Origin of the sequence: Paenibacillus sp. VTT E-133291 (assembly GCF_002264395.1) — a bacterium.
GTDB classification, from domain to species: Bacteria; Bacillota; Bacilli; order Paenibacillales; family Paenibacillaceae; genus Paenibacillus_AQ; species Paenibacillus_AQ nitricinens.
Window position 1 is genome coordinate 1 of sequence record NZ_NFVA01000048.1, and the last position, 26,161, is coordinate 26,161.

At 43.6% G+C, this 26,161-nt stretch carries 22 protein-coding genes; 5 read left to right on the forward strand and 17 right to left on the reverse strand.

Going from position 1 to position 26,161, the window contains the following annotated elements:
* Positions 1–114: 114 nt before the first annotated feature.
* The 6 genes from CA598_RS18580 to CA598_RS18605 form a co-directional block, all read right to left on the reverse strand.
* Positions 115–1,173 (reverse strand): GNAT family N-acetyltransferase, encoded by a 1,059-nt coding sequence (locus tag CA598_RS18580; protein WP_179283704.1) that lies wholly within the window; start codon positions 1,171–1,173, stop codon positions 115–117.
* Positions 1,174–1,184: 11 nt separating this feature from the next.
* Positions 1,185–2,642, reverse strand: coding sequence for a sensor histidine kinase (locus CA598_RS18585; protein WP_094877440.1), 1,458 nt, complete (start codon positions 2,640–2,642; stop codon positions 1,185–1,187).
* Positions 2,639–3,337, reverse strand: coding sequence for a response regulator transcription factor (locus tag CA598_RS18590; RefSeq protein ID WP_042128265.1), 699 nt, complete (start codon positions 3,335–3,337; stop codon positions 2,639–2,641). The genes CA598_RS18585 and CA598_RS18590 overlap by 4 nt, the downstream gene beginning before the upstream one ends.
* Entirely contained in the window at positions 3,330–4,619 is a 1,290-nt protein-coding gene (locus CA598_RS18595) for a hypothetical protein (RefSeq protein ID WP_256989962.1), read from the reverse strand. The genes CA598_RS18590 and CA598_RS18595 overlap by 8 nt, the downstream gene beginning before the upstream one ends.
* A gap of 28 nt (positions 4,620–4,647) precedes the next feature.
* Positions 4,648–5,373 (reverse strand): phosphonate ABC transporter ATP-binding protein, encoded by a 726-nt coding sequence (locus tag CA598_RS18600; RefSeq protein ID WP_060623387.1) that lies wholly within the window; start codon positions 5,371–5,373, stop codon positions 4,648–4,650.
* A 90-nt stretch (positions 5,374–5,463) separates the two neighbouring features.
* Positions 5,464–6,618: an MFS transporter gene (locus tag CA598_RS18605; RefSeq protein WP_094872984.1), complete on the reverse strand. Its 1,155-nt coding sequence runs from the start codon at positions 6,616–6,618 to the stop codon at positions 5,464–5,466.
* 162 nt (positions 6,619–6,780) lie between these two features.
* Between CA598_RS18605 and CA598_RS18610 the strand changes: the two genes are divergently transcribed.
* The 3 genes from CA598_RS18610 (at position 6,781) to CA598_RS18620 (ending at position 9,310) form a co-directional block, all read left to right on the forward strand.
* Positions 6,781–7,698, forward strand: coding sequence for an ArsR/SmtB family transcription factor (locus CA598_RS18610; RefSeq protein ID WP_094877441.1), 918 nt, complete (start codon positions 6,781–6,783; stop codon positions 7,696–7,698).
* 36 nt (positions 7,699–7,734) lie between these two features.
* The gene (locus tag CA598_RS18615) at positions 7,735–8,481 is read left to right on the forward strand and encodes an HAD family hydrolase (protein WP_094872914.1); all 747 of its coding nucleotides are present in this window, start codon (positions 7,735–7,737) and stop codon (positions 8,479–8,481) included.
* 103 nt (positions 8,482–8,584) lie between these two features.
* Positions 8,585–9,310 carry a DsbA family protein gene (locus tag CA598_RS18620; RefSeq protein WP_094877442.1) on the forward strand — a complete coding sequence of 242 codons (726 nt, stop codon included), beginning with the start codon at positions 8,585–8,587 and terminating at the stop codon, positions 9,308–9,310.
* 89 nt (positions 9,311–9,399) lie between these two features.
* On the opposite strand, the gene CA598_RS18625 is transcribed toward CA598_RS18620, so the two are convergent.
* Positions 9,400–11,655, reverse strand: a complete 2,256-nt coding sequence (locus CA598_RS18625) for a type IA DNA topoisomerase (protein ID WP_094877443.1) — start codon at positions 11,653–11,655, stop codon at positions 9,400–9,402.
* A 186-nt stretch (positions 11,656–11,841) separates the two neighbouring features.
* On the opposite strand from CA598_RS18625, the gene CA598_RS18630 reads away from it, so the two are divergent.
* Positions 11,842–12,705 (forward strand): pentapeptide repeat-containing protein, encoded by an 864-nt coding sequence (locus tag CA598_RS18630; RefSeq protein WP_256990548.1) that lies wholly within the window; start codon positions 11,842–11,844, stop codon positions 12,703–12,705.
* A 10-nt stretch (positions 12,706–12,715) separates the two neighbouring features.
* Here the strand turns inward: CA598_RS18630 and CA598_RS18635 are convergent, their stop codons facing one another.
* The 9 genes from CA598_RS18635 to pdhA form a co-directional block, all read right to left on the reverse strand.
* On the reverse strand, positions 12,716–14,428 hold the full coding sequence (locus CA598_RS18635) for a proline--tRNA ligase (RefSeq protein WP_094877444.1): 1,713 nt from the start codon (positions 14,426–14,428) through the stop codon (positions 12,716–12,718).
* A 321-nt stretch (positions 14,429–14,749) separates the two neighbouring features.
* Positions 14,750–16,237: a glutamate synthase subunit beta gene (locus CA598_RS18640; RefSeq protein ID WP_094872922.1), complete on the reverse strand. Its 1,488-nt coding sequence runs from the start codon at positions 16,235–16,237 to the stop codon at positions 14,750–14,752.
* A 230-nt stretch (positions 16,238–16,467) separates the two neighbouring features.
* Positions 16,468–16,959, reverse strand: coding sequence for a dihydrofolate reductase (locus CA598_RS18645; RefSeq protein ID WP_094877445.1), 492 nt, complete (start codon positions 16,957–16,959; stop codon positions 16,468–16,470).
* 53 nt (positions 16,960–17,012) lie between these two features.
* Positions 17,013–17,993 carry a thymidylate synthase gene (locus CA598_RS18650; protein ID WP_094877446.1) on the reverse strand — a complete coding sequence of 327 codons (981 nt, stop codon included), beginning with the start codon at positions 17,991–17,993 and terminating at the stop codon, positions 17,013–17,015.
* Between the two features lie 107 nt (positions 17,994–18,100).
* On the reverse strand, positions 18,101–19,075 hold the full coding sequence (locus tag CA598_RS18655) for a S66 family peptidase (protein ID WP_094877447.1): 975 nt from the start codon (positions 19,073–19,075) through the stop codon (positions 18,101–18,103).
* 178 nt (positions 19,076–19,253) lie between these two features.
* Complete coding sequence (gene lpdA, locus CA598_RS18660) at positions 19,254–20,666, reverse strand: dihydrolipoyl dehydrogenase (RefSeq protein WP_042188806.1); 1,413 nt, start codon at positions 20,664–20,666, stop codon at positions 19,254–19,256.
* Between the two features lie 2 nt (positions 20,667–20,668).
* Complete coding sequence (locus tag CA598_RS18665; protein WP_094872932.1) at positions 20,669–22,315, reverse strand: 2-oxo acid dehydrogenase subunit E2; 1,647 nt, start codon at positions 22,313–22,315, stop codon at positions 20,669–20,671.
* A 103-nt stretch (positions 22,316–22,418) separates the two neighbouring features.
* A complete protein-coding gene (locus CA598_RS18670) occupies positions 22,419–23,396 on the reverse strand; it encodes an alpha-ketoacid dehydrogenase subunit beta (protein WP_094872934.1) in 978 nt (325 codons plus the stop codon).
* Between the two features lie 15 nt (positions 23,397–23,411).
* Positions 23,412–24,479, reverse strand: coding sequence for a pyruvate dehydrogenase (acetyl-transferring) E1 component subunit alpha (pdhA, locus tag CA598_RS18675; RefSeq protein WP_042188812.1), 1,068 nt, complete (start codon positions 24,477–24,479; stop codon positions 23,412–23,414).
* Between the two features lie 265 nt (positions 24,480–24,744).
* Between pdhA and CA598_RS18680 the strand changes: the two genes are divergently transcribed.
* Positions 24,745–25,476: an alpha/beta hydrolase gene (locus tag CA598_RS18680; RefSeq protein ID WP_094872936.1), complete on the forward strand. Its 732-nt coding sequence runs from the start codon at positions 24,745–24,747 to the stop codon at positions 25,474–25,476.
* Positions 25,477–25,612: 136 nt separating this feature from the next.
* Here CA598_RS18680 and CA598_RS18685 read toward each other — a convergent pair whose 3' ends face one another.
* A complete protein-coding gene (locus CA598_RS18685) occupies positions 25,613–26,077 on the reverse strand; it encodes a low molecular weight protein-tyrosine-phosphatase (protein WP_094877464.1) in 465 nt (154 codons plus the stop codon).
* Positions 26,078–26,161 lie beyond the last annotated feature (84 nt).

The following is a 26,161-nucleotide window of genomic DNA, read 5'->3' on the forward strand; positions in this document are numbered from 1 at the left end:
ATAAGGATAATGTATAGTGTGAAACTTATATATTATTATATTTATAAAAAGGGGCTGTTGTCCTGGTCGATCATGACCAGAGCAACAGCCCCTTCGGTTGTTAGAAGTTAATTTTTATGATTCTTGGAGTGCTAACCATTCTCGATCTAAAATGCTCATTTCCACACCATCTACATATTGCTCTCCAAACAGCGCCGATTCACGCACTACACCCTCCCGCTTAAAGCCCAGTGCCTCATAGGTTTTCAGGGCAACGGTGTTGAAAGCGTAAGCCCCCAGGGAAAGACGATGCATACCCAAGCCCTCAAATCCGATTCGGAGCATTTCATTCATCATCCTTGTTCCAAAGCCTCTTCCCTGATAATCAGTATCTACTACTACTCTGCCAATACTTGCAGATCGATTGGACCGGTCTATGCCTGAAAAGCTGATGTGTCCCACGACCTGCTGAGTAGCTTCGTGCACCGCACAGAAGATAAGGCGATCAGAATTCGCTGGATGATTAGCTCCATCTAAATACTTAGTAAGCTGGTCATCGTCAAGTGGAAAAGTTAGCGAAGGTCCAGCCCATTGCTTCAGATACTCAGGTGAAACACTCCATCGTTTCAAGTGCTCAAAGTCCGATTCAGAAATAAATCTAAGAATCAGACGATCGGCATCAGGTTGTTCCTCAAAATGCTCATACAGGTTCACTAAACGACCATTTCCCATATCGTTAGTACCCATGTAATGAAAACCCATGCTCTGATAATAACGATTAAGTTTAATGTTATGTGCGACGGTATCAAATCTGAGTCCTCTGTATCCAAGCTCCTTGGCTCGCACCACAGCATATTTAAGCATATGCTGACCAAGTCCCTGACTGCGGTGTGATCCCGCTACAGCTAATCTATGCAAATATGCATAAGACTCATCGTTTTTGCTTCCCCAGTATTGAGGATCACTGAATTGTAACGTGAACATTCCAACTACTAATTCACCGTCAATCGCAAGATATACATGCCTATCGGCGAAATAACCTGTAATATCCTCCTCGTTAAATTGGCCGGGGGTCCATTGCTTTATCCCATTTCGCTCCATCCAATTTGCTGCTTCCTGCAGCAGCCTCAAGATATCACCTGTCCGATCAGGCTCTCCACGAACGATCCGAATCGAATTCCCCCATACTTCCATTTCCATACCTCCTAGACATCTGATTCAGGTAAGGTAGCTGTAATTTGTGCTACATGATCTGAATTGACTTCAGGCAGCTTCTCAGTAAGAGGCAAGATTACGGTAACTTCAGTTCCACTACCTAGCTCACTTTCCATTTCGAGCTTCCCGTGGTGAAGTTCCACGATTTGTTGTGAGATGGCTAGACCTAAGCCCGTTCCTCCGTTCAACGCATCCACTTGAAAGAAACGGTCTTTAACCCTGGAGATATGTGCTTCACTAATCCCAATGCCGCTATCACGAACTATGATAGCAGTCTCTGTATTGGAAAGTCTCTTCGCAGACAATTCTATACTGGAGTCCTCATGGGAAAACTTCACAGCATTGTCTACCAGATTTAAGAATACTTGTTTTAGACGGTTGGCATCCCCTTTAACAAAGATCCCTTCCTCACATTCAAGAAGCAAGTGAATCCGTTTCTTCTCTGCCTTGGCCCATATATTTAGTATGGTCTCCTGAAGTAACACTTTCACATCAACAATCCCAATGGACAGCTTCATCTGGTTCTGCTGCAGCTTTGAAAAGTCTAAAATCTCCTCTACCAGACCAATCAAGCGTTCGCTTTCTTTGGAAATGATGCTGACTCCAAGCTTCGTCTCCTCCGGATCATAGCCACCAGAGACCAAGGTTTCACTCCAACCCTTAATACTAGTAAGGGGCGTCCGAAGCTCATGTGAAATGGACGAGATGAAATCATCTTTAATCTGATTGCTGCGCACAATTTCCTGAGCCATATAATTCAGCGTGGAAGCCAAGTCACCAATCTCAAATTTGTAATTCCCCTTAATCCGCACATTAAATCTACCCTTAGCCATCTGGGCTGAAACCGCCGTAATGTTATTGAGCGGCTTTACAATTGAATTGGCAAGCCCGATGCTGAACACGATAACAACAGCCATAACAGCCGCACCTATACCAATGGACAGTAATGTAAGATTAAGCAAGTCGTTGTTAATACCTTCGAGTGAAGTAAGATATCTTAGAATATACGTATCACGTCCGTGAATTTGCACCGTTTTAGACACAGCCATAACACTCTCGTTAGTACCGCTCTGGCGCCCTACCCAGCGCCCAATACTCCCGCCCACTGCTTCAGGGACATCACTAGTTGTAATCGTACGGTCTGGCTGAAAACCAGTCGAACTGGTGATCATATCCCCAGTCAAGGTTAATACTTCTAGCTCAGTATTGTTCAACTCAAATCTTTCCAGCAGCTTTTGCAGCTGGGTCGAGTTGTTATCGCCCTCTAGCTCGTATTTATGAAAAAACGACTCTGCAGTGGTAATATGATTTTTCATCTTGCTATATACACTGTCATAATAATACGTTCTGATGGCAAGCAGGAAGATAACTTCTACTAGGAGAAGCGCCAAAAAAACTACAAGAATGTAGTGTAGAACAATTTGTCTGCGCATCCCCTTCTTAATCATTGTACTTGGCCTTTCCATCTATATCCGTGTCCCCATACCGTTTGCAAAAATTCTGGCTCTGACGGATTATTCTCTATCTTTTGACGCAGACGACGAATATTCACATCCACAATCTTTGGATCTCCCATATACTCCTTGCCCCACACATGATCCAGCAGAAGATCGCGGCTGAGCGGCGTATTTTCTTTTTCGAGAAAGAATTGGATCAATGAAAACTCCGTGGGTGTCAGTTCAATCGCTTCATTATCACGTTTAAAATGTTTGGAAATAAGATCCAAGGTAAATGGTCCTGAAACGAAAGAAACTTTCGCTGACTGTTCACGATGAACGTTTACTCGGCGCAGCAATGATTGAATTCGAGCAATCAGTTCTGTCGGGCTGAATGGCTTGCTAACATGGTCATCTGCTCCTACAGATAATGCATATACCTTATCTTGCTCTTGAACCTTGGCTGTCAGAAAAATAATCCCCAAACGTTCATTGGTTTCTCTTACCCGCCTACATACTTCAAATCCATCAATACCCGGAACCATTACATCCAATAGAGCAATATCAATATCAGGGATCGTGGTTAACTTGTGAAGGGCTTCATGCCCGTCCGCAGCCTCTATCACTTCAAACCCATTACGCTTCAAGTTAATGACAATAAAACTACGAATGGACTCCTCATCTTCCAGTATCAGTACTTTACTCATCTATTCCCTTCCTTTCTATAGGAGAAGCAATTTTATTACTTCCTTCTTTTCTTGTACTTTGTTCTAACTTACCGCGGTAGGCGATGACCTTGTCTGCATCACGTGCAAGCAGATCCCAACCGTCATTCTTTACGCGATCCCATTCTGAAGGAGAGAAGAAGGAAACCTCAGCAACCGTCTCACCGGTATCTGACATGATGAACTTAAGGTTCTCATCCAGAACCGATTTCGTATCCACTGTCACCTTCCCATGCCATTCCGGTGAAAAATTAATATTGAATCGATCCGATGGATCATGATATAGCTGGGTTGCAAAGGTCAGACCTTCCTTTCCATCCCATTTATAATAAGTGGTAAAGTATGGAGTTTCAGCTGGATCGAAATACTCCCATCCTTTAGGTGCCTCAAGCAATCCAATTTCAATAATGCCATCATGATCAATATCTTCGCTTGCAATCCGACGATCTTTAAAAGTTCGCGCATCGCCTGGTAATACGACGCGCAGCTTGTTATTCTCCATAACGACAATTGAGGTATACGCAGATTGGGAATCCACCGCAGCATCCAATACGATTCCTTCTTTATCCTCTGAGATTTTTCCTGCAACGATATTGTAATAATTATTAAAATAAGGGTCGATATTCTCAAGCTTATCGAGCACCTTAAAGCCATCATTGTATTGATAGACCGAAATGGTTGCAAATTCATTTCTTTTAAAGTAAACAACGGTGATGTCTTCAATTCCATCCCCATTAATATCCTCAATCATATATTTTGTATAAGGATGTGAAAGTACTTCTTCTAATGATCCGCTGGAATAGCTATAAACGACAAGACCTTTTTCTTCACCTTGTGAATAGCCGGTAACAATTTCAAGCTTCCCATCACCCGTCATATCCTTCAAATCAACCGACTCCAGTACAGATCCGTCGCCATCGAATACAAGTTTTTTGACCCAAGTGTCGCCCTGTTTCTCCAGTATCATCCCGTGAATTATTACGGCTTCTCCAGGCGTCTTATAGAACACTAGCGTCTCCATAACTCCATCCTTATTGAGATCCTCAGTAAAGATGGTACTATCATCGTCATTGGTCGGACGAATCAACGTGGAACCTGCTGGCTTAAGTGAATTAATAGCAGCCATAAGCGTTGCTTTGTCAGCAGACAATTGTGGGGATTTCATCTTAGAAACAGGATCACTGATGAAAGTACAACCCGACAGTACGGATAACGTCAGCGTTGCGGCTACAAAGCACCTAAGACTTCTCATATTCAACTTCATCACTCTTTTCCTTATCCGTGTCCTATATTTAAAGATTTGCACGCTCTTGGAACGTTAATCTGCGCCCCTTTATATCATGCTTAATTCTGCCATCTTCTAGTACCCATAGACGTGTAGCAAAACGTTCCGCTAATTCAATCGGTAACACCGTTACAACCGTAAGCCCGGTTTCTTTACAGAGCTTCCGCAATGTTTCCAAGACACTCTCCGCAGATTTAGGATCTAATCCCGTAACCGGTTCATCCGCTAAAATCACTTTGGCACCGTGAGTCAACGCTCTAGCAATCGCTACACGCTGCCTTTCTCCGCCGCTGAGTTGACTTGTCTTCATCTTCGCCTTATCCAGGAGTCCAAGGGCATCCAATTCATCCATTGCACCCATATAATCATCTGAACGCACCATCCCAGTGACCATTCGCCATAACGGCGTTTGCGCTGACTGGCCGATCAGTACATTTTTCAACGCAGTACGGTTAGGATTGAGCTCTGCATTCTGCTCCAGGTATGCCCATTCGCGGCGGATTTTTCTTTTACCTGTAAAGGCACTCGCCATTATATCTGTACCGTCCACTCTAAAATTCCCTCTATCCCACTTCTCACGCAGCGCTAAACAGCGCAGTAAAGTGGTCTTACCGCTACCGCTAGCTCCAAGTATTGCTACGAACTCACCCGGTTCTAATTGAAACCCTATATCCTGTAGAACTGGGTTCTTATCTTCCCCAACTGCCTTTGCTAAGTGTTCAACTGTGATCATAGTTCAGCCTCTCCCTGTCTTTATCTATAATCTATAGTGTACTCTGAAAGCCAGATGAATTTCCATGCGAGCACTCGTTCTTATCTTACCTCAAATTTTTTGCCGTGGCGAGAAAAATAACCCCAACAATCCGAAGGCGATATATAAAGCGCCCATTAAGCCGAAAATCCCCCCGCCCCAGCCGACTTGCATGAGCAAACCGCCGATACCTGGACCTATAATACTGCCTATACTAAAATGAAAAGAAGCAACCACATTTGCAGCAGGCAGTAAATGTCGTGGTAAAATATCCGCAGCCAGACTAAGCCCTAACGAGAAAAAGGAACCTACAAGTCCACCTGCAATCATCAACAGCACCATCGTCACTTTGAAATGGTCACCTGCTAATGGCAATAATGCGAAGGCAATTCCGCCTCCAATCCCAGTAAGAATCAACACCTTCTTCCGACCAAATCGGTCACTCCACAGTCCTAACGGGAATTGTAACAACAGTCCCCCTATGCCCGCAAAAGGCAATAAGGCTGCAATTTGATCCGTGCTGTATCCGATCCGGAGGCCATACACTGGAAAATTACTGTTTAAGCTTGCTTCCATGAAACCGTAAAGGAGTGCAGGAATTAAAGCGAACCATGCTAAACTGTAACAACGTCCAAACCGGCGTACCTGACTTTCTCCACTATCAACTTTATCTGGTCGTGAATCTGGAAGCATTGTAATGGCAAGTATTAGGACCAGCAAAAAAAGAAAAGCTAGAACAATAAAAGGTGTTGCCTGACCAAAGCGCAGCAGACTGATTCCAAGTGGCCCCAAGCTAAACCCCAGACCATAGGACATCCCATACAGGGAAAGATTTCGTCCACGATGCTCGGCAGGCGTCATTAGCAGCACCCACAGCTGGGCGGCATAATTGATAGCTGCATCACCAACACCAACAAGTAGACGTAACACAAACCATATTTTGATTCCAGGAAAAAAGGGGAATAAGAGCAAGCTTACTAAGACTAAGCTTATCCCGCCAGCAATCAGTTTTTTGAATCCAATCGCTCCGAGAACTCTTTCAGCAATCAAGGTCATTCCGAATGATCCTATGTATAAAGCAGCTGCATTTAGTCCGTTAAGCGAAGAGGAAACTCCTTTCTGCTCCAATAGAATGGATAATACGGGAAGCAGCATTCCTTGGCTGAGTCCAGCCGCTATAGTAGCGGTAATAAGAATCATGAAATTCATTTTGCTGTTACTTCGAATAGATAATCTTGGCCGGTCTGACACAGATGATATCCCCCTATGATTAATAACGCTAATTTGTTCTAACGCCAATTGGCAAACACCGAACATTATAGTGGACAACCCTCTTCAAAACAAGAGATAATATGAAGATGTTACGGATTTCCTGGGGGTGCATGAGACATGGAGTACGAATTAAAGATCGACGTATCGCCGGTTTATGAACTGCTGGACAGTTTTATGTTATATGTAACTAGAAAATGGATCTCCAATTTGGACATTGGTCCCCACTGGATAATTGATGTGGAAGATCGCATTTCTTCTCATAAGGTAACAGCTTTAATGCAGGCCGCCGAGTGGCCTTTTACGGATTATGATGTGCTATATGCCTGGGTATACATTCGAGGACCCGCAACGTCAGTTCAGCATTTCTTAGATGATCTGGATTCAGCCTCCATAGAAGAATGTTATCAGCAGATCGCTCCGCTCATTCAGGAGTTTACGATTGAAGATGCTTTTCGGATCCGGAGCAGCTATAGTCCACTCTTGCGTCTCTGGTACGAGCAATACTTCCGCCATGTGGAGCACAAAATATTACCGCTATTAATTGAAGATGCTTCTGAGAAAAAAATGCTTGAAAGCAAAATGGACCCCATTTCTCTAATTGAATACGCATCTGGCGGTGTAGTTTTCGAGGAGATCACGGATCTTAAAACAATTGTATTACTACCAACTGTTCATAATCGTCCGATTAACACCTACTGCTTCTACAAAACCATGGTAATCGTACAGTATCCTGTAGATGTACCTTTAGAAGACGAAAATGAACCACCCATGGTGCTTTTGCGCATGACCAAGGCACTTTCCGACCCCACCAGACTTCGATTGCTACGCTATGTCGCGCATGAACCCAAGTCGTTGTGGGAGATGCAATCTGATCTTAATCAATCCAGAGAAATGCTGATGCATCACCTTATGATTCTACGAGTAGCCGGCCTCCTCCGCATCCATCTTAGGGGTGAACAAGATGAACGTTTCAGTATTCGCCCTGACGGCGCATCAGAGCTTCAAATGTTTCTAGAGTCTTATATTTACCTATAGAACACGATACAGATACAGATCCAAGGAGTGAGAGATATGAAATACACGACACAACAGGTGATTTTTGATCTAGATGATACACTGGTCCACTGCAACAAATATTTCGATCTGATTTTAGGGCAATATTTTGAGCTGATGACCGATTGGTTTAATGAATTTGGCCCAAGCACCAGTGAATTACGTAACAAACAAATAGAAATTGACGTGCACACGGTCAACACAAGTGGTCTGGCCAGCGATAATTTCCCTAAATCCCTAATCGCTACCTACCGCTATTTCTGTGCCAAATATAATCGTCCGACGGACCGTTTTCAAGAGCAACAGTTACACAAGCTTGGATTAAGCGTCTATGATCAAGAAATCGAAGCTTACCCTGGTATGGTTGAAACGCTGGATACTCTGAAGCAGGATGGTCACCATTTATTCCTGTATACAGGTGGAGACGATACGATCCAACAACGTAAAATTGAACAAATGAAGCTGGATGCTTACTTTGATGACCGGATCTATATTCGTCAACATAAAAATGTTGAGGCGCTTGAGAATATTTTGACTACACAAGGCTTTGACCGTAAACGTACTTGGATGATTGGTAACTCGCTACGCACAGATGTACTTCCGGCAGTAACCGCAGGCATTAACAGTATCTATCTGAAACAGCAGAATGAATGGAGTTACAATCTTATAGAACTAGAGCAAGAGATGCAGCAAGCTGTGAAGACGATTTCCTCCATCCATGAGGTTCCTCCTGTTATTCGTACTGCTACTCTGCAGAAACTCTAGGTGTAACGTAACCTCAGACATTGTTACAAATGACATATCTTCTCTTCCTTTGGGATGATTATACTATTTTTGTACCATTCCCATAGGAGGTAGGAGATGAGATATGAATAAGAAAGTGAAGTCCAACCATTCTCGAACTAACAAAACAATGCTTCCCATACTCTTAGGCGTAATTGTTGTAATCCTTATTGCTGTTATTGTCTTCATTCTAAATGACAAGACGGACAGTACAGAGGGACTACCTAACTACACCGATGTGAAGGGGAGCATTGTTGTTGATGGGCTGAAATATGAAAAGCAACCTCATCTTGGAAGCCCTGATGCCAAAATCAAAGTCATCGAATTCGCAGATTTCAAATGTCCTGCCTGCAAAAATTGGACTGAGAAATATCTGGATACATTTGTTAAGGACTACGTGGATACCGGTAAAGTTGAGCTCTTCTTCATGAACTTTGCCTTTTTGGATCGAGATTCCTATCTTGCTGCAAGTGCAGGCGAAGCCATTTATAAGCAAAGCAACGAGAAGTTCTGGGAATATCTTCATAAGCTCTACGCCAATCAAGGTGATGAGAGCAAAATATGGGCCACACAGAAGTTCATTCTAAATTTCGTCAAAAATAACATCGAAGGTATTGATTACACACAATTCGAGACCGATCTCAAGAATCACACCTACATGTTCGACGTCAAAGAAGATTTCAAGATCGCGGGATCATACGGCGTCAACGGAACACCTAAATTCATGGTAAACGGTGCCTTGCTTCCTGACTCCTCCTATGAAGGGTTAACTGCAGCGATTGAAGCGCAGCTGGCTAAATCCGCTGAATAATTATAAAGCGTTATTAAAAAGGTGTCTCTGCCATGTATCCATCATGGCTAGAGACACCTTTTTACCGTACACACATTCGTTCCGATCGGCTATGATTCTATTGCTAATTGGCCCGTATCCATATTTTGAAGCACTAGCTTGCCTTCCAGAGGTGTACCGTCTTCGCTGGTAAGCTTTAGCTTGCCTGTCCGACCTTTCTCAACCAACGCCTTCACTTGCGCATCCGTGAGTGTACGACCATGATTCTCTTTCCAGATCACGAATTTGCAGCCTTCCTTGTAATGAGAGCAGCCGTAGCCTTTTTTACCCATAAAAATCATTCCACCACAGCCGGGACGCGGACAGCTTCCGATGACCTTAGGACCTGAATTGGCGGATTCCTCTTCACTACTTGCCTTACGCTTTCGCGGTGCTGCAGGTTTGTCGGTGGTTTTACGAGATGTATTTCCAGCACTACGCCCTTTAGCACTTGTATTGACAGAAGGCGTCTCCCCTTCAAATGAGGTTTTGCACGCCCGAGATTGTACTCGTACTTTATCTACAATCATGCAGGCGAATCTTTTTACATTCTCCATAAACTGCCCGTCCGAAGCCGTTCCTCTCGATATTTCGTTCAAACGACGTTCCCATTGTCCAGTCATTTCCGGTGAAGTCAACAGCTCAATACCCGCTCCACGAATCAGCTCAATGGCTGTTCGTCCTTTTTGTGTAATGGCAATTTTTTTGCCCTGCATTTCGATGTATCCGACATTCTTCAGCCGTTCTATCGTTGCTGCGCGAGTAGCCGGAGTTCCAAGCCCTGAATCCTTCATAGCATCGCGAAGCTCTTCATCCTCAATCTGCTTTCCGGCACTTTCCATCGCTCGAAGCAGCGTACCCTCTGTGTAATGCTTCGGTGGCTGGGTATCTTTCTCTTTAACAATAGCTTCACTACAAACCACTTCTTCAGCCGGAGCAATAGAAAATGGTTCATTCACTTCGATCTCTTCGTCCTCTTCCTCATCCTTGTTCTTACCCTTGGAAGACTTCGCTTTATCCTTCTTCTGGTCCGCGTAAATGACCTTCCAGCCGAGGCTTAATAATTCCTTAACTGTAGTTTTGAACTTTTCCTCTTCAACCTCGGTCATCACCGTATGCACTTTATACTCCGCTGCCGGATAGAACTGAGACAAAAAGCGCCGAACAATCAGATCATACAGCTTTCCCTCATCTGCACTAAGTCCTGATGCTTTACGATATGTAGGTAAAATCGCGTGGTGATCCTCAACCTTCGAGGGGTTGCAGATGAATTTATTCCCTTTATGAACCAGATTACGGTTCGCACCCTTCACCCATTCATCATAAGCCGTCCCTTGCAGCGCAGATAACGTCTTATGCATCTCAGGAATATTCTGTTCGGTAACATAGTTGGAGTTCGTCCGCGGGTAAGAGATCACCTTATGCTTTTCATATAACGCTTGAGCGATATCGAGCGTCTTTTTCGCGGAAAAAGCGTACTTTCCATTCGCCTCCCGCTGCAGCAGCGTTAAATCGTACAGCTTATTGGGATACTCTTTCGTTTCCTTAACCTCGTAAGACTCAATCCGGCCCGGTTTTCCTTTGACCTTAGCAGCCAGCGCCTCCGCCTTATCCCCGTCGGTCAGCCGATCTCCCTGCCACATGCCTTTATAGGTCATTTCATTCTGAGTAAAATGTCCTTCCACCTCAAAAAACTTAAGGGAAGAGAACGCCTCAATGGTCTTCTGACGGTCGTAAATCAACGCGAGCACGGGAGTTTGAACTCTGCCCACGGACAGCAGCACATTATGTTTTGTAGTAAAGGCACGTGATCCATTCATTCCAATGAGCCAATCGGCTTCACTGCGTGCCTTTGCAGCTTTGGTTAAATTCTCGTACTCCGATCCATCCTTCAGCTCCTGAAATCCTTTGCGAATGGTTTCTGGCGTCAAATCTGAGATCCATAGCCGCTTCACAGGATGCTCCAGCTTCAAATGCCGTTGAATGAGTGAAAAGATATGCTGCCCTTCTCGCCCGGCATCGCATGAATTCACTAGAAGATCACTACGTTTCGCAAGATCTCCAATGACCTTGAGCTGGTCGATTGTCCGCGCATTAGGAACCAGTTTGAACTGGTCTGGAATAATGGGCAGATCATTAATGTTCCACTTTTTGTATTTAACATCATAAGCATCCGGCTCGGCCAACCCGATTAAATGCCCTATAGCCCATGTAATAATGTACTGCTCCCCTTCAAGATAGGAACGGTAATTTTTGGCCTTTGGTTCTATTGCGGCGGCGATATTCCGCCCCATATCCGGTTTCTCCGCAATAATGAGTGTCTTCAAAAACAATCGCTCCTTACCTTTTCGTTCTTAAGTCCAAAATGCGTCCAGTATTCTATTATAACATTAACCTCGGTTTTTTTTAATGGATTGGTTAGTAGGCATTGGAAAAATTCAGACTTCCCTTAGTCTTTTCTATGAATTAGAATAGTTTGGTAAACGAGTTTTATATATCGGAGGAATCAAAACGTGTCTGAAAACAACAAATTTACAGAACCTTATACGGACAGAGACGGTCACTATCTGAAAGCAGAATGTGAGCGCTGCTTCGGTTTGTGCTGTTCCGCACTACCTTTTTCAGCTTCAGTGGATTTTGCTATGGATAAAGCAGCTGGCCAGCCGTGCCAAAACCTACAATCGGACTTTCGCTGTGGTGTACATACAGATTTAAGAGCGCTTGGATTTCGTGGTTGTACTGTATATGACTGTTTTGGGGCTGGGCAAAAGCTCTCTCAGGTCACTTATACTGGTGAGGACTGGCGGAAGAATCCAAAAACTGCGAAGCAAATGTTCGAGGTATTTCCGGCCATGTGGCATTTGCACGAATTGCTATGGTACTTAAATGAATCATTGAACTTAGTTATAACCCATTCAATACATGTTGAGCTGCAAACAGCACTCGATGAGACGGAACAACTAACTTCACTTAACCCTGATTCTCTACAGAAGGTGAATGTTGACGCTCATCGAGCAAAGATTAATCTGTTGCTGCTGCAAGTCAGTGAACTAGTCCGTACTGAGGCTCGTCGTAAACTAAAAAAAGCATCGAGAACTTTCAGCCGTGGCGCTGACCTTGTCGGCGCAAATCTTAAAAATGCAGATCTCAGGGGCGCCAACCTGAGGGGAGCCTATTTGATTGCCGCTGACCTTAAAGGCGCGGATCTTAGAGATGCAGATCTTATTGGTGCAGATTTCCGTGACACTGACCTTAGGGGCGCAGATCTATCAGAGAGTATTTTTCTAACTCAGGGGCAGATTAATGCGGCGAAAGGCGATGATCTCACTAAATTACCGCCAGCACTCACCCGCCCTGAACATTGGCTTTCGATATGAGTTGTAGAAATTATACCTGCTGCGAAAAGAATTCTTGGATACGAGAAAGGGCTTCGATCATTTCTAAGACCTCTTTACCCGCAGAGGCTCTTTCTAGATACTCCACCCTACCTTGTGCAGCTTCTTTACCGACTACTAGCGTTACGGGTATACCAATCAAGCTTGAATCCTTAAATTTAACGCCAGCACGTTCATCCCTATCATCCAGCAGCGTCTCAATACCGAGTTTAGTAAGCTGAAAATACAGCTCCTCTGCAACTGCCAGTTGCTCCAAGTCCTTTATGGATATCATCAAAATATGAACCTGATAAGGTGCTAATGCAACTGGCCACATTATTCCTTGATCATCATGATTCTGTTCTACTATCGCGGACAATAGCCGTGAGATCCCAATTCCATAACACCCCATGATCATAGGCTGACTCTTGCCAGAACGGTCTAAATAGGTAGCTCTAAGCTTCTCACTGTATCTGGTTCCTAGTTTAAATACATGCCCAACTTCTATTCCTTGTTGGAAATGCAGAACACCATTCTCGCAGTGTGGACAAGCTTCTCCTTCTGCTACATTACGAAAATCCCCCACATGTTCAAGCCCAAAATCTCTTCCAGGTACAACATTTCGGAAATGGTAATCTTTTTCTCCCGCCCCCGTCGTCCCTTGAATCATTTCTGTTACTACTGCATCAACGAGTACAGTTATTTGCAGTCCCACAGGCCCTACAAACCCACTCTCTACTCCCGTTAAGGATTTCACAGCATCATAGTCAGCAAGTGCAATCTCCGCCGCACCGATATATTTACTTACTTTTATCTCATTGACTTCATGATCTCCTCGAACCACTACAGCAAAGAATTGTCCGTTTCCTTCATAGATCAATGTTTTCATAATCTGCTCGGGCTGGATCTCCAGCTCCTGCTCTAATTGATTTATAGTGCGGATATCTGGGGTGTGGAATTTCTCTATTTCGGGTAATTCAAAGTTTAATGCTTTCTTTATAGGCTGTACGGCTTCTGCCTGCTCCAGATTGGCCGCATAATCGCAAGAGGAACATACTGCAATCGTATCCTCCCCGATATTAGCCAGTGCCATAAATTCATGGCTGCCCCCTTCTCCGCCAATCGCACCAGAATCTGCAAGAACTGCTCTAAACTTCAGTCCACAGCGAGTAAATAATCGGTGATATGCATCGAACATTTGGAGGTATGATTTATCGAGTCCTTCTGTGCTGATGTCAAAAGAGTACGCATCCTTCATCAAGAACTCTCTTCCTCTTAGCAATCCAGAACGTGGTCGCCGTTCATCTCGAAACTTAGTCTGAATTTGATAAACGGTAACAGGAAGCTTACGATAGGAGCTAATCTCATTCCGCACAAGTGAGGTTACTACTTCTTCATGCGTTGGACCGAGAATGAATTCCCGCTCATGGCGATCCTTAAAAGTCATCAATTCCTTCCCATAAACATCATAACGTTCTGATTCCTTCCAAAGTTCTGCAGGCTGCATGGATGGCATTAAAATCTCCTGGGTTCCGGAATGATCCATCTCTTCCCTTACAATCGCTTCTATCTTCCGCAGAACCCGCCGACCAAGTGGTAAATAGGTATACACTCCAGCAGCTAATTGGCGGATATATCCTGCACGCAGCAGTAACTGATGACTAATGGTCTCCGCCTCCGAAGGCACCTCACGCAGTGTTGTTAATAATAAATTGCTCTGTCGCATCTTAATACCCTCCCCATAAATTATCTCTTTAAATGCAAAAAGACACATTCGTCAGGGACGAATGTGTCGTGATACCACCCTTATTCAACTGCCAGCTCAACATACAATTCTTTTGAATATGGCAATTCTCAAATCGGATAACGGTCGATTCCGGCAGCGGGTAAGAAAATACTACCGCTACAGCTACCAAGGCAGGATACCATTCACACGTGTTCGAGGAACCTTTCACCCGGTGGGTTCCCTCTCTGTTCTAACGCTTTTTGAATCGTAGATCCTTGGTCAATGCTTTTATCATTTAAATATTGTATTAAATCCTAATTTCTAAACAAGAACAGTTGAACCCATCAAGTATTTATCCACTTCACGCGCAGCTTCGCGTCCTTCATTGATGGCCCAAACGACCAAGCTTTGACCACGGCGCATATCGCCAGCAGCAAATACTTTATCTATGTTCGTATTGAATTTACCATAACGTGCTTTCACATTGGAACGACGATCTGTTTCAAGATCAAGCTGTTGAATAATATCTTGTTCAGGACCATCAAAACCAATGGCAATCAGAGCGAGTTGAGCAGGATATACAGCTTCAGTGCCTGGAACAGGTTGATAGATCTTACGACCTGTCTCATCTACGATCCGGCGGATCTGTACGGTGTGAAGCTCTTTCAAGTTGCCCTCTTCATCCCCAACAAATTTAGTAGTCATGATAGAAAATTCACGCGGATCATCTCCAAAAATGGCTTTAGCTTCTTCTTGCGCGTAATCCAGGCTGTATACATTCGGGAATTGAGGCCATGGATTAGCAATCGGATCACGCTGAAGAGGTGCTTTTTCATGTGTACCAAATTGAGTGATGCTGCTGCAGCCATGACGAAGTGCTGTAGCAACACAGTCAGAACCAGTATCACCGCCACCCAAGACGATCACGTCTTTACCTTCTGCAGATACATAGTTGCCGTCTTCAAGATTGGAATTTAGATAGCTCTTAATTGTACCATTTAAATAATCCATGGCGTACATAACACCCTTAAGCTCACTGCCTTCAACGTTAAACCGACGTGCCTTTGTAGCCCCACCACACAGAACAACCGCATCATACTCATCCACTAGCTGTTGAGCAGGAATATCCTTACCAATCTCTGTATTCACCACAAAATTAATGCCCTCTGCAGCTAATAAATCTACACGACGTTGTACAACTCTCTTATCGAGTTTCATAGTGGGAATGCCATATGTCAGCAGTCCGCCAATGCGGTCACTGCGTTCAAATACAGTTACAGTATGTCCAGCCTTATTTAGTTGAGCTGCTGCTGCTAGTCCAGCAGGTCCAGAGCCTACGATTGCAATCTTTTTGCCTGTACGTTTCTCTGGAGGATTAGGTACAACCCAGCCTTCTTCAAAGCCCTTATCAATAATAGCTAGCTCAATGGTCTTAATGGTCACCGGCTGTCCAATTAGACCCACTGTGCAAGAGCCTTCGCAAGGGGCAGGACAAATGCTTCCAGTAAACTCAGGGAAATTATTCGTCTTATGCAGACGTTCCAGTGCTTCTTTCCAGAGTCCGCGGTACACCAAATTATTCCACTCGGGAATTAGATTGTGAACTGGACAACCCGAGGTTCCACCAGCCATATCAATTCCTGTATGACAATAAGGCGTTCCGCAATCCATGCAGCGCGCTCCTTGTGTCTGAAGCTCGTCCTCGGATAAATGATGGTGGAACTCCTCCCAGTCTTTTACCCGCTGTTCAGGATCCCGATCACCTGGGAGCTGCCGTTTATACTCCATAAAACCTGTAGGTGTAGACATGTTTACGTTTCCCCCATCCGTTCTCTTCGTGTTGAAGTATAGTACATTGTAGCATATTGCGGCTTCGTATGGTTGTGAGCAGCGCAATGAAGTACCTGCACATTCTATACCTGTAGATTATCATTTCTAATTTTAATTATAGTAGCACTCATTACTTTTGCACAGTAATGGATTAATCTACTGATTTTTTGTACTATTTCACATGTTATGTCAGAGAAAACGTTTTATTGCTATTCCGTACGTTCATAAACAAGAAAACGGTAATCATACGGATTCTTTTCATCACGAATTCCCTTCTTATTGGAAACCTCTTTCCACACACTCCAGTCAATATCAGGAAACCGGGTATTTCCTTCAAAATCCTGTTCAATTTGTGTTAACATCAGCTTGTCAGCATATGGCAACATCAGCTTATAAATTTCCGCACCGCCGATCACCATCAGCTCATCGCCTTTTCTACCCTCGCTGAGAGCTTCCTCAAGCGTGTGTACAACCTCTGCACCTTCAGGAGAATAACCAGTATCTCTAGTCATAATTAAGCTTGTTCTGCCCTTTAGAGGCTTCCCTCCGAGTGAATCCCACGTTTTGCGGCCCATAAGCATTCTCTTCCCCAGTGTTTCCGCTTTGAAATAAGCGAAATCCAGCGGTAAATGCCAAGGCATATCGTTATCTTTTCCAATAACATGATTGGTGCCCATTGCCCATATTAAGCTAATACTCATGAAACACGCTCCTTCCTACTTATTAAGATCAAAAAATCTTGATAACAATTCATTTACACAGCGATCGGCGCTTTTATCGAAGGATGCGGGTTGTACCCTTCAATGATAAGGTCTTCCAGCTCGATATCAAAAAGTGATTTCTGATTTGAATGAATGACCAATGTAGGCAATGGTCTTAAGTCTCTTGATAATTGCTCTTTTACTTGATCAACATGGTTTGAATAGATATGTGCATCACTAATGCTATATACAAACTCACCTACTTCTAGACCACATTCATGTGCTATTAAATGTGTAAGTAATGAGTAAGACGGGATATTGAAGTTAGCGCCAAGAAAAGAATCAGCGCTGCGCTGCAGCAAGTGACAACTTAATTTACCATTGGCAACATAGAACTGGAACATAACGTGGCAAGGGGGTAACGCTGCTTTACTTCCTTTTGCCCCAGCATTTATAACATCTTCCGGGTTCCATGCGCTTACAATTAAACGACGAGAATCAGGATTTGTTCGGATCTGATGAATTACATCTTGTAATTGGTCAATGGATTCACCCGTAGAAGATGTCCAATTTCGCCACTGCTTACCATAAACATTCCCTAGGTCACCATGCTTCGCTGCGAACGCATCATCTTCTAAGACACGATCACAAAATGCTTTCATCTCTGCTTGATAAACTTGATTGAATTCTTCATCAATTAAACAACGATTCCCGAAATCCGTCATATCTGGACCTGCATATTCGTCTGATTCAACCCATCTTTTGAAAGCCCATTCATCCCAAATATGATTATTATTTTTCAATAAATAACGGATGTTTGTGTCGCCTTTAATAAACCATAATAATTCACTTGCGATTAAACGGAACGGTGTCCGTTTTGTTGTAAATAATGGGAAGCCTTTGGATAAATCAAATCGCATTTGATAACCAAATACACTAATTGTACCTGTTCCGGTACGATCTTCTTTTTTTACACCATGATCTAAAATATATTGTAAAAAATTCAAATAGGTTTGTTCTAACTCATTATTCAATTTACTGCACCTCCGTAATATTTCACCTCATATATTATATCTGAAAAATCCGATTTTTGTAGAAGGTAAGATATTTTTTAAATTTATTTAATAATCTGGGGAGTTCACTACTCCGATATCCTTAACTCTACTCTAACCCCATAAGCACGAAGTGAGGCTTGTCCACCTACAGGGAAAGTAATCATCGGGGATGTATGTCCAAAGTCCACGTCTGCAATGACAGGAATGTCTGATAGCTCTTCTTTCGAAGTTATGATTTTGATCAGCAGTTCTTTAGTCATGCGTGATCCTTGTTGGAATCTTCCAATAACCAATCCTTTAACATGCTGAAAATCCGGTTGATGAATCAGCGATTGTAAATCCCTATCAAACGTTGCAGGCGATGATTCATAATCATCCTCTACAAATAATATCGAATTTTTTAAACTTGGCATATACTCCGTTCCCTGCAAAAGATTTAATGTACAAAGGTTCCCACCGATAATTGTCCCCTTTGCTTCCCCATCATTGATAATGAATGGGCCCTCATTTCTGATAAATACACGGTTCTCCTGATCCAGATACCACTCATCATCACTCCAATGCTTCGAAGGCCTCACCACTATTTCTTTGTTGTCCATCATCAGCTTACGGAAATATTCGGTTGTATATTCATTGTCGTGAAGCATTGCGAAGCTAGAAAAATGTGGTCCGGAATATGTAACTAATCCTGTTTTAGCATAGATCGCATTACTTAAAGCCGTAATATCCGAATACCCGCATAATCGTTTAGGATGCTCAGCAATGAGGGAATAGTCGATATAACGTAGCAGCTGATTGCTATTAAAGCCTCCAATGGTCGTAAGAATCCCTTTAACATTCGGATCTAAAAAAGCTTCGTGCAAATCCTCTATTCTAGAATCGATCGATGAGGAGACAAAATCATCCTTCTCAAAGGAATTTACGGAAAATGATATCCGAAAACCTAATTTTCGCAGCTGTTCTTTGGCAATTTTCCTTTGTTCAGCAGCGATTAATGACAGACTTCTGGCAGGTGAGATGATCCGCAACTCATCACCAGGCTTTAACTTATTGGGTTTCATCATTTGTCCTCCCTATATAAGTTTTTAAAATACGGATGAATGATTTTATAGAGTATTCGATCAATTTGTTTCATCTCCTTCCATTATATCTATTTTCAAAAAAAGTGGAAAACTCAAAAAGGCGAAACGCAAATGCGTTCCGCCTTTCAGTGCCTGCTAGAGCAATTGGGTAAAGAAATTATTTCATTACGTGAATAGGGTGACCTTCAACCAATTCAGCAGCTTCCATGACGATTTCGCCAAGGGTTGGATGCGCATGAATAGTCAAAGCGATATCTTCAAGTGTTGCGCCCATTTCGATAGCCAAACCAAGTTCAGCGATCAAGTTAGAAGCTTCGATACCAACGATTTGTGCACCAAGCACAAGATTGTTCTCGGAGTTAGCAACAATTTTGATGAAACCTTCTGGGCTGTTCAAAGATACGGCACGGCCATTCCCTGCAAATGGGAACTTACCAGCTTTCACTTTGTAGCCTTTGTCTTTCGCTTCTTTCTCAGTCAAACCAACGCTTGAGCACTCAGGATCTGTAAACACAACTGCTGGGATGACTTTGTAGTCAACAACAGATGTAAGTCCTGCAATCGCTTCTGCGGCAATCTTACCTTCATAAGAAGCTTTGTGAGCCAACGCCAGACCTGGAACAACGTCGCCGATAGCGAAAATGTTAGGAATGCTAGTGCGACCTTGGTGATCGACTTTGATCAATCCACGCTCGTCGAGCTCAAGACCAATCAGGTCTAGTCCAAGTTCACCGTCAGTGTTAGGACGACGGCCTACAGTAACAAGCAAGTAATCCGCAGTTACTTCTTTGGATTCGCCACCAACAGAATACTTCACAGTAACTTCCTTGTCGTTCTGTACAGCACTTTCAGCTTTAGCGTTAGTTACGATTTCGATGCCAGTTTTAGCCATGTTCTTCGCAACCAAACGAGTCATATCTTTATCGAAGCCTGGAAGTACAGTATCCAAACCTTCAATGATGGTTACTTTAGTACCGAATTTGGAGTACATTTGGCCAAGTTCAGCGCCGATGTATCCACCACCGATTACGATCATGCTCTTCGGAATTTCTGGAAGTTCCAGAGCTTCAGTCGAAGACAAAATGCGTCCACCGAATGGGAAAGGTTTCAATTCAATCGGACGGGAACCTGTAGCAATGATACAGTGTTTGAAGCGATAACGTGGGGATTCATGATCATTGAACACACGTGCTTCTGTGTCGCTGATAAACATGCATTCGCCGTTAAATACTTCAATTTTGTTACCCTTCATCAAGCTAGTCACGCCGCTAGTCATTTTCTTAACTACGCCGTTTTTGAACTCTTGAGTTTTGGCAAAATCCACTTTAACGTTCTCAGCTGTAACACCGAAAACTTCACCATGCTTAGCAGATTCGAACTGATGTGCTGCTGCAATCAGTGCTTTAGAAGGAATACATCCGCGGTTCAAACATACACCGCCGAGTTCCGATTTATCCACGATGAGGACTTTTTGGCCGAGCTGAGCGGCACGAATTGCCGCTACATACCCACCAGGACCTGCACCAATGACCAATGTGTCAATATCTAGAGAAGCGTCTCCTACTACCATAATTATACCTCCATAACCAGCAGCTCAGGATTATTGAGCAGCGATTTAATGTAGTTCATAAAGTTTTGAGCAGTCGCACCATCGATAATACGGTGGTCAAAGCTGAGTGACAACGCCATTACAGGAGCAACTACGATTTCACCATTTTTCACAACTGCTTTTTCACTGATACGGCCAGTTCCGAGGATAGCCACTTCAGGGAAGTTAATGATTGGAGTAAAGAACATGCCGCCAGCAGAACCAATGTTACTGATGGAGATCGTGCTACCCTTCATTTCGTTAGCAGACAATTTACCGTCACGACCACGAACAGCAAGGTCAGTGATGCTGCTAGCGATCATCCAAATGCTCTTACGATCAGCGTCTTTGATAACTGGAACGATCAGACCGTTAGGTGTATCAGTAGCGATACCGATATTGTAGTATTTCTTGTAGACGATTTCGCCTGCTTCTTCATCAATCATAGCGTTGAGCGCTGGGAATTGACGGGAAGCCGCAACCAAAGCTTTAACAATGAACGGAAGGTAAGTAACCTTAACGCCTTTTTTCTCAGCGATAGGTTTCATACGTGTACGGAATGCTACCAGTTCAGTAACATCTACTTCGTCCATAATGGTAACGTGTGGTGCAGTGTAAGCAGATTTAACCATTGCGTTAGCGATCGCTTTACGAATGCCTTTGTATGGTACACGTTCTTCTTCAAGACTTACATTACCGCTTGCTGCTGCAGATGTTGCTTTAGCTTCGGTCTTAGCAGCCTTAGGAGCTTCAGTAGCCGCTGCTGCAGGTGCTGCAGCAGGTGCTGAACCACCCTTCAAGAATGCTTCTACATCTTCACGTGTGATTTTGCCGCCTTTTCCAGTTCCGTTCACTTTGGAAATATCGACTTTTTGCTCACGAGCAAATTTGCGAACGCTTGGTGTAGCCAATACATCGCGGTCAGGAGCTGGTGTTACACTTGCAGACCCGCCTTGTTTAGCATCAGATGGGCTAGTTGCTGCAGGGGAAGAAGTAGTATTTGCACTTCCTTGTGCTGCATCGGCTTCAGCAGAGGCATGACCTGCTTGTTCAGGAACGTCACCTTCTGCTGCAATGATAGCTACAACATCGCCAACGCGGCATACTTGACCATCTTTAGTCAGAACTTCCAACACAGTACCATTCACTGGACAAGGAACTTCAACAACAGCCTTGTCATTTTGAACTTCCATGATGATATCATCATCGGTTACTTTGTCACCGGCTTTGATATGCATTTTGATGATTTCACCTTCATGCAGACCTTCACCTAGTTCTGGGAAACGATACTCAAAATTTGCTGATTTAGCATTCGAAGATGCAGGAGCAGCAGCTGGAGTTGGAGCCGGAGCTTCTTCAGCAGCATGACCTTCTTGCTCAGGAACGTCGCCCTCAGCTTCGATAATCGCTACAACTTCGCCAACACGGCATACTTGACCATCTTTAGTCAAAACTTCCAACACAGTACCGTTCACTGGACAAGGTACCTCAACTACCGCCTTGTCATTTTGAACTTCCATTACGATATCATCATCCGTTACCTTGTCACCGGCTTTGATATGCATTTTGATGATTTCACCTTCATGCAAACCTTCACCTAGTTCAGGGAATCGGTATTCAAACTTTGCCACTTTGAAAACCTCCTTGTGAAATTGGGACTGACCTTATGATTAGAGAAGAAGAAACGACGTTGTCATCCCTAAAGGATGACAACCGTTTCTTATAGGAAATATTTTAGAAATCCAAAACTTTCTTCACGCCTGCAATAATACGCGCAGGGTTTGGAAGCCATGTATCTTCAATTTGTGCGAATGGATACACGGTGTCAGGACCTGCGATACGCAGAACCGGTGCTTCCAAGTGCAGCAGAGCTTTTTCGTTGATTTGTGCAATAACTTCAGCAGCCACACCGGAGCTCTTTTGAGCTTCTTGTACTACGATTGCACGATTAGTCTTCTTCACAGACGCTACGATAGTGTCGATGTCGATTGGACTTACAGTACGAAGGTCGATAATTTCAACGTTAACGCCTTCTTTTTCGAGTTGCTCGGCTGCTTTGGTAGCTGTATGTACCATCAGCCCGTAAGTAATGATCGATACGTCTGTACCTTCACGCACTACGTTTGCTTTGCCAAGTTCAACAGTGTATTCACCTTCTGGTACTTCAGCACGGAAAGCATGGTAAAGGTTCAAATGCTCCATGAAGAATACAGGGTCATTGTCGCGGATAGACGCGATTAGAAGTCCCTTAGCATCATATGGGTTTGAAGGAATTACTACTTTAATACCCGGGCTTTGCGCAATCAAACCTTCAAGTGAATCTGTGTGAAGCTCAGCAGCTTTAACCCCGCCACCAAAAGGAGTACGGAATACGATTGGAGCATTATATTTACCGCCAGAACGCCAGCGCAGACGTGCCGCTTGAACAACGATCTGATCCAGTGCTTCAAAGATAAAACCTACGAATTGAATTTCAGCAATCGGGCGGAAGCCTTGTACACCAAGACCAAATGCCAGACCACCGATAGCGGACTCAGCTAGTGGAGTATCAAAAATACGATCTTCGCCAAATTCTTTTTGCAGACCTTCTGTTACACGGAAAACGCCACCTACATTACCAACATCCTCTCCGAAGATAAGAACGTTAGGGTCACGATTCAGTTCAACGCGCATCGCGTCGCGAATCGCTTCTTTCATATTCATTTGTGCCATTGCCTGATATCCCCCTTATTCAAAATCGGCTTTTTGCTCTTCCAGATGTTTAGGTGTTACTTCGAACATGCTGTCGATCAAGCCAGGTATTGTCATTTTTTCGGTTTGTTCAGCTTTTTTGATCTGCTCGTTAACTGTAGCTTTCGCTTCATCTTTCACGCGCAGCGTATCTTCTTCAGTCCAAAGACCTTTCTTCTCCAAATACTTGGCAAGACGGTTGATTGGATCCTTTTCACTCCATTGTCCCTCTTCTTCTTTCGAACGATATTTACTTGCATCGTCAGAAAGGGAGTGTGGACGGAAACGGTAAGTTACAGCTTCGATCAATGTAGCACCTTCGCCATTACGTGCACGCTCAGCAGCGTCACGAACAGCACTGATTACTGCAAAGATGTCCATGCCGTCAACTTTAATTCCTGGAATACCAGCTGCAACCGCTTTGTGAGCGATCGACTTGGAAGCTGTTTGTTTTGCGAACGGAGTCGTAATCGCATAACCATTGTTTTGAACAAAGAAGATAACAGGCAGTTTAAAGCGACCAGCAAAGTTCAAGCCTTCATAGAAGTCGCCTTCTGAAGAACCGCCATCACCAGTGTAAGTAATTGCAACACTCTTTTGTTTTTTCAATTTAAAGCCCATTGCAATTCCTGTAGCGTGCAGGATTTGCGCGCCGATGATGATTTGTGGCATCAATACATTAACGCCATCAGGAATCGCTCCACCATGCTGGTGTCCACGGGAATATAAGAATGCTTGGTACAATGGAAGTCCGTGCCATACTAGCTGCGGAATATCACGGTAGCCTGGGCATAAGAAGTCTTCTTTCTCCAAAGCGTACTCGCTACCAATCATAGTAGCTTCTTGACCGGATACCGGTGCGTAGAAACCAAGACGGCCTTGACGGCCAAGATTTACTGCACGATCATCCCAAGTACGGGTAAATACCATACGATACATAATTTCTTTCAGTTGATCGTCGGTTAAATCAGGCATTTTATCCTTGTTGATAATTTCTCCATCCGGGGAAAGTACCGTTAGAGCCTCGACGTCCTCTGTATACACTTCATAAGGAACTTTACTCATTATCTTCACCTCAATAAAAAAATTTGAATATCAGCTGCCTCTGTTATAATATTATTATACACCTGTTTGGTTACTTTCGTCAAAGAAATACTTATAAAATTTATATTCCTTTAAATTTTGTATGTATAACAGGTGATTTATTTTTATATAACAGTTTAAAGCTTTTGGAACAAGTAAATGATTAATCACACAGTTACTCAGCTATTCATTTTAGAGCAAATCCGTGTGTATTGCAAAATTCGACAAGAAAGGTGACGTGGCAACTATGAGCGATTCTGTTTTTCTGAAACGCACAATTGTAAAAGAAACGCTTTGGAGTGAACATCTGCAGGAGGAACGCAAGTTACGCATCTACCTCCCTCCCGGCTACAACGAAGTTTTAAGCTACCCAGTGGTGTACTGCCAAGACGGAGAAGAATTCTTTAACTTTGGCCGCATTGCTACACTTGCTGGACGTCTTATAATAGAAGAAGACGTGGAGCCCTTCATCATTGTTGGTGTCGAAGTAGACGTCGCGGTGCGAACCCAAGAATATGCTCCTTTTGGCAACCGATTCAAACAGTACTTATCTTGCTTTTCCGAAGAGATTATTCCCTTCATTGAACAAAAATATCCTGTACGCCGTACGCCGGACGAACGTATCTTAGCTGGCGACTCCCTTGGGGGCAGTGTATCACTCCATCTTGCCCTTGCTTATCCAGCGATCTTTACCCGTATCATCAGCCTTTCAGGTGCATTCTATCCTGAATCCCGCGACATGCTGGCTGAGGAAGAGGATCTATCCTGGCTCAACATTAATATGGTCGTTGGTCTGCAGGAGACCGACTACAAAACGGATACTGGTATTTATGATTTTGTTCAGATGAATCGAGAAACAAAAACATTGCTTGAATCACGTGGAGCAACCGTATCCTACCGAGAGAAAGACGGACGCCATCTCTGGGGCTTCTGGCAGAAAGAACTCCCAGAATCTCTACTCTATTTTTTAAACACATAAAGACCTATTGATAGTTGTAAATAGTGAACATCTAAAGAACAGTATGTAGATTACTTGATGGCGCTTACAGTATAATCCAGCAACTTTACTCGATTTACAATATAAAACATACAAAGAGAGCTGTAATCCAAAGAGGTTACAGCTTTTCTCTTATCATTCTTTCCAGCAAGATGTCACAGCCCGCGTTAATCAAGTCATATACCTGCTCAAAATTACCTGTATAGTAAGGATCGGGCACTTCGCGCAGTTCCTCCTCAGGCAATAAATCCATGAAGAACATTAGTTTGGCGTCTTCCCCGCCTGAAACCTTTCGAACATTCTCTCCATTAGACTTGTCCATGCAGACGATGTAATCAAACTTTTGGAAGTCTTCGCTGCTAACTAGACGCGCCATCATATTCTCATAGCTGATGCTGTGCTGATCAAGAATATGTCTTGTTCCTTCATGTGGTTCCTTGCCAATATGCCAATCTCCAGTTCCCGCTGAGTCTACAAGAATCTTATCAGATAGTTCTCGTTCATTAATCTTATGCCGCAGAACAGCCTCTGCCATTGGTGACCGACAAATATTACCCAGACATACAAACAGTACGCTTACGATTTCGTTCACCTCCCAGTTGTTAAACCTAATTATATGTGAATTTATACTCAAAAGATCGCACACTATCATTTTAGCGTTCTCGAG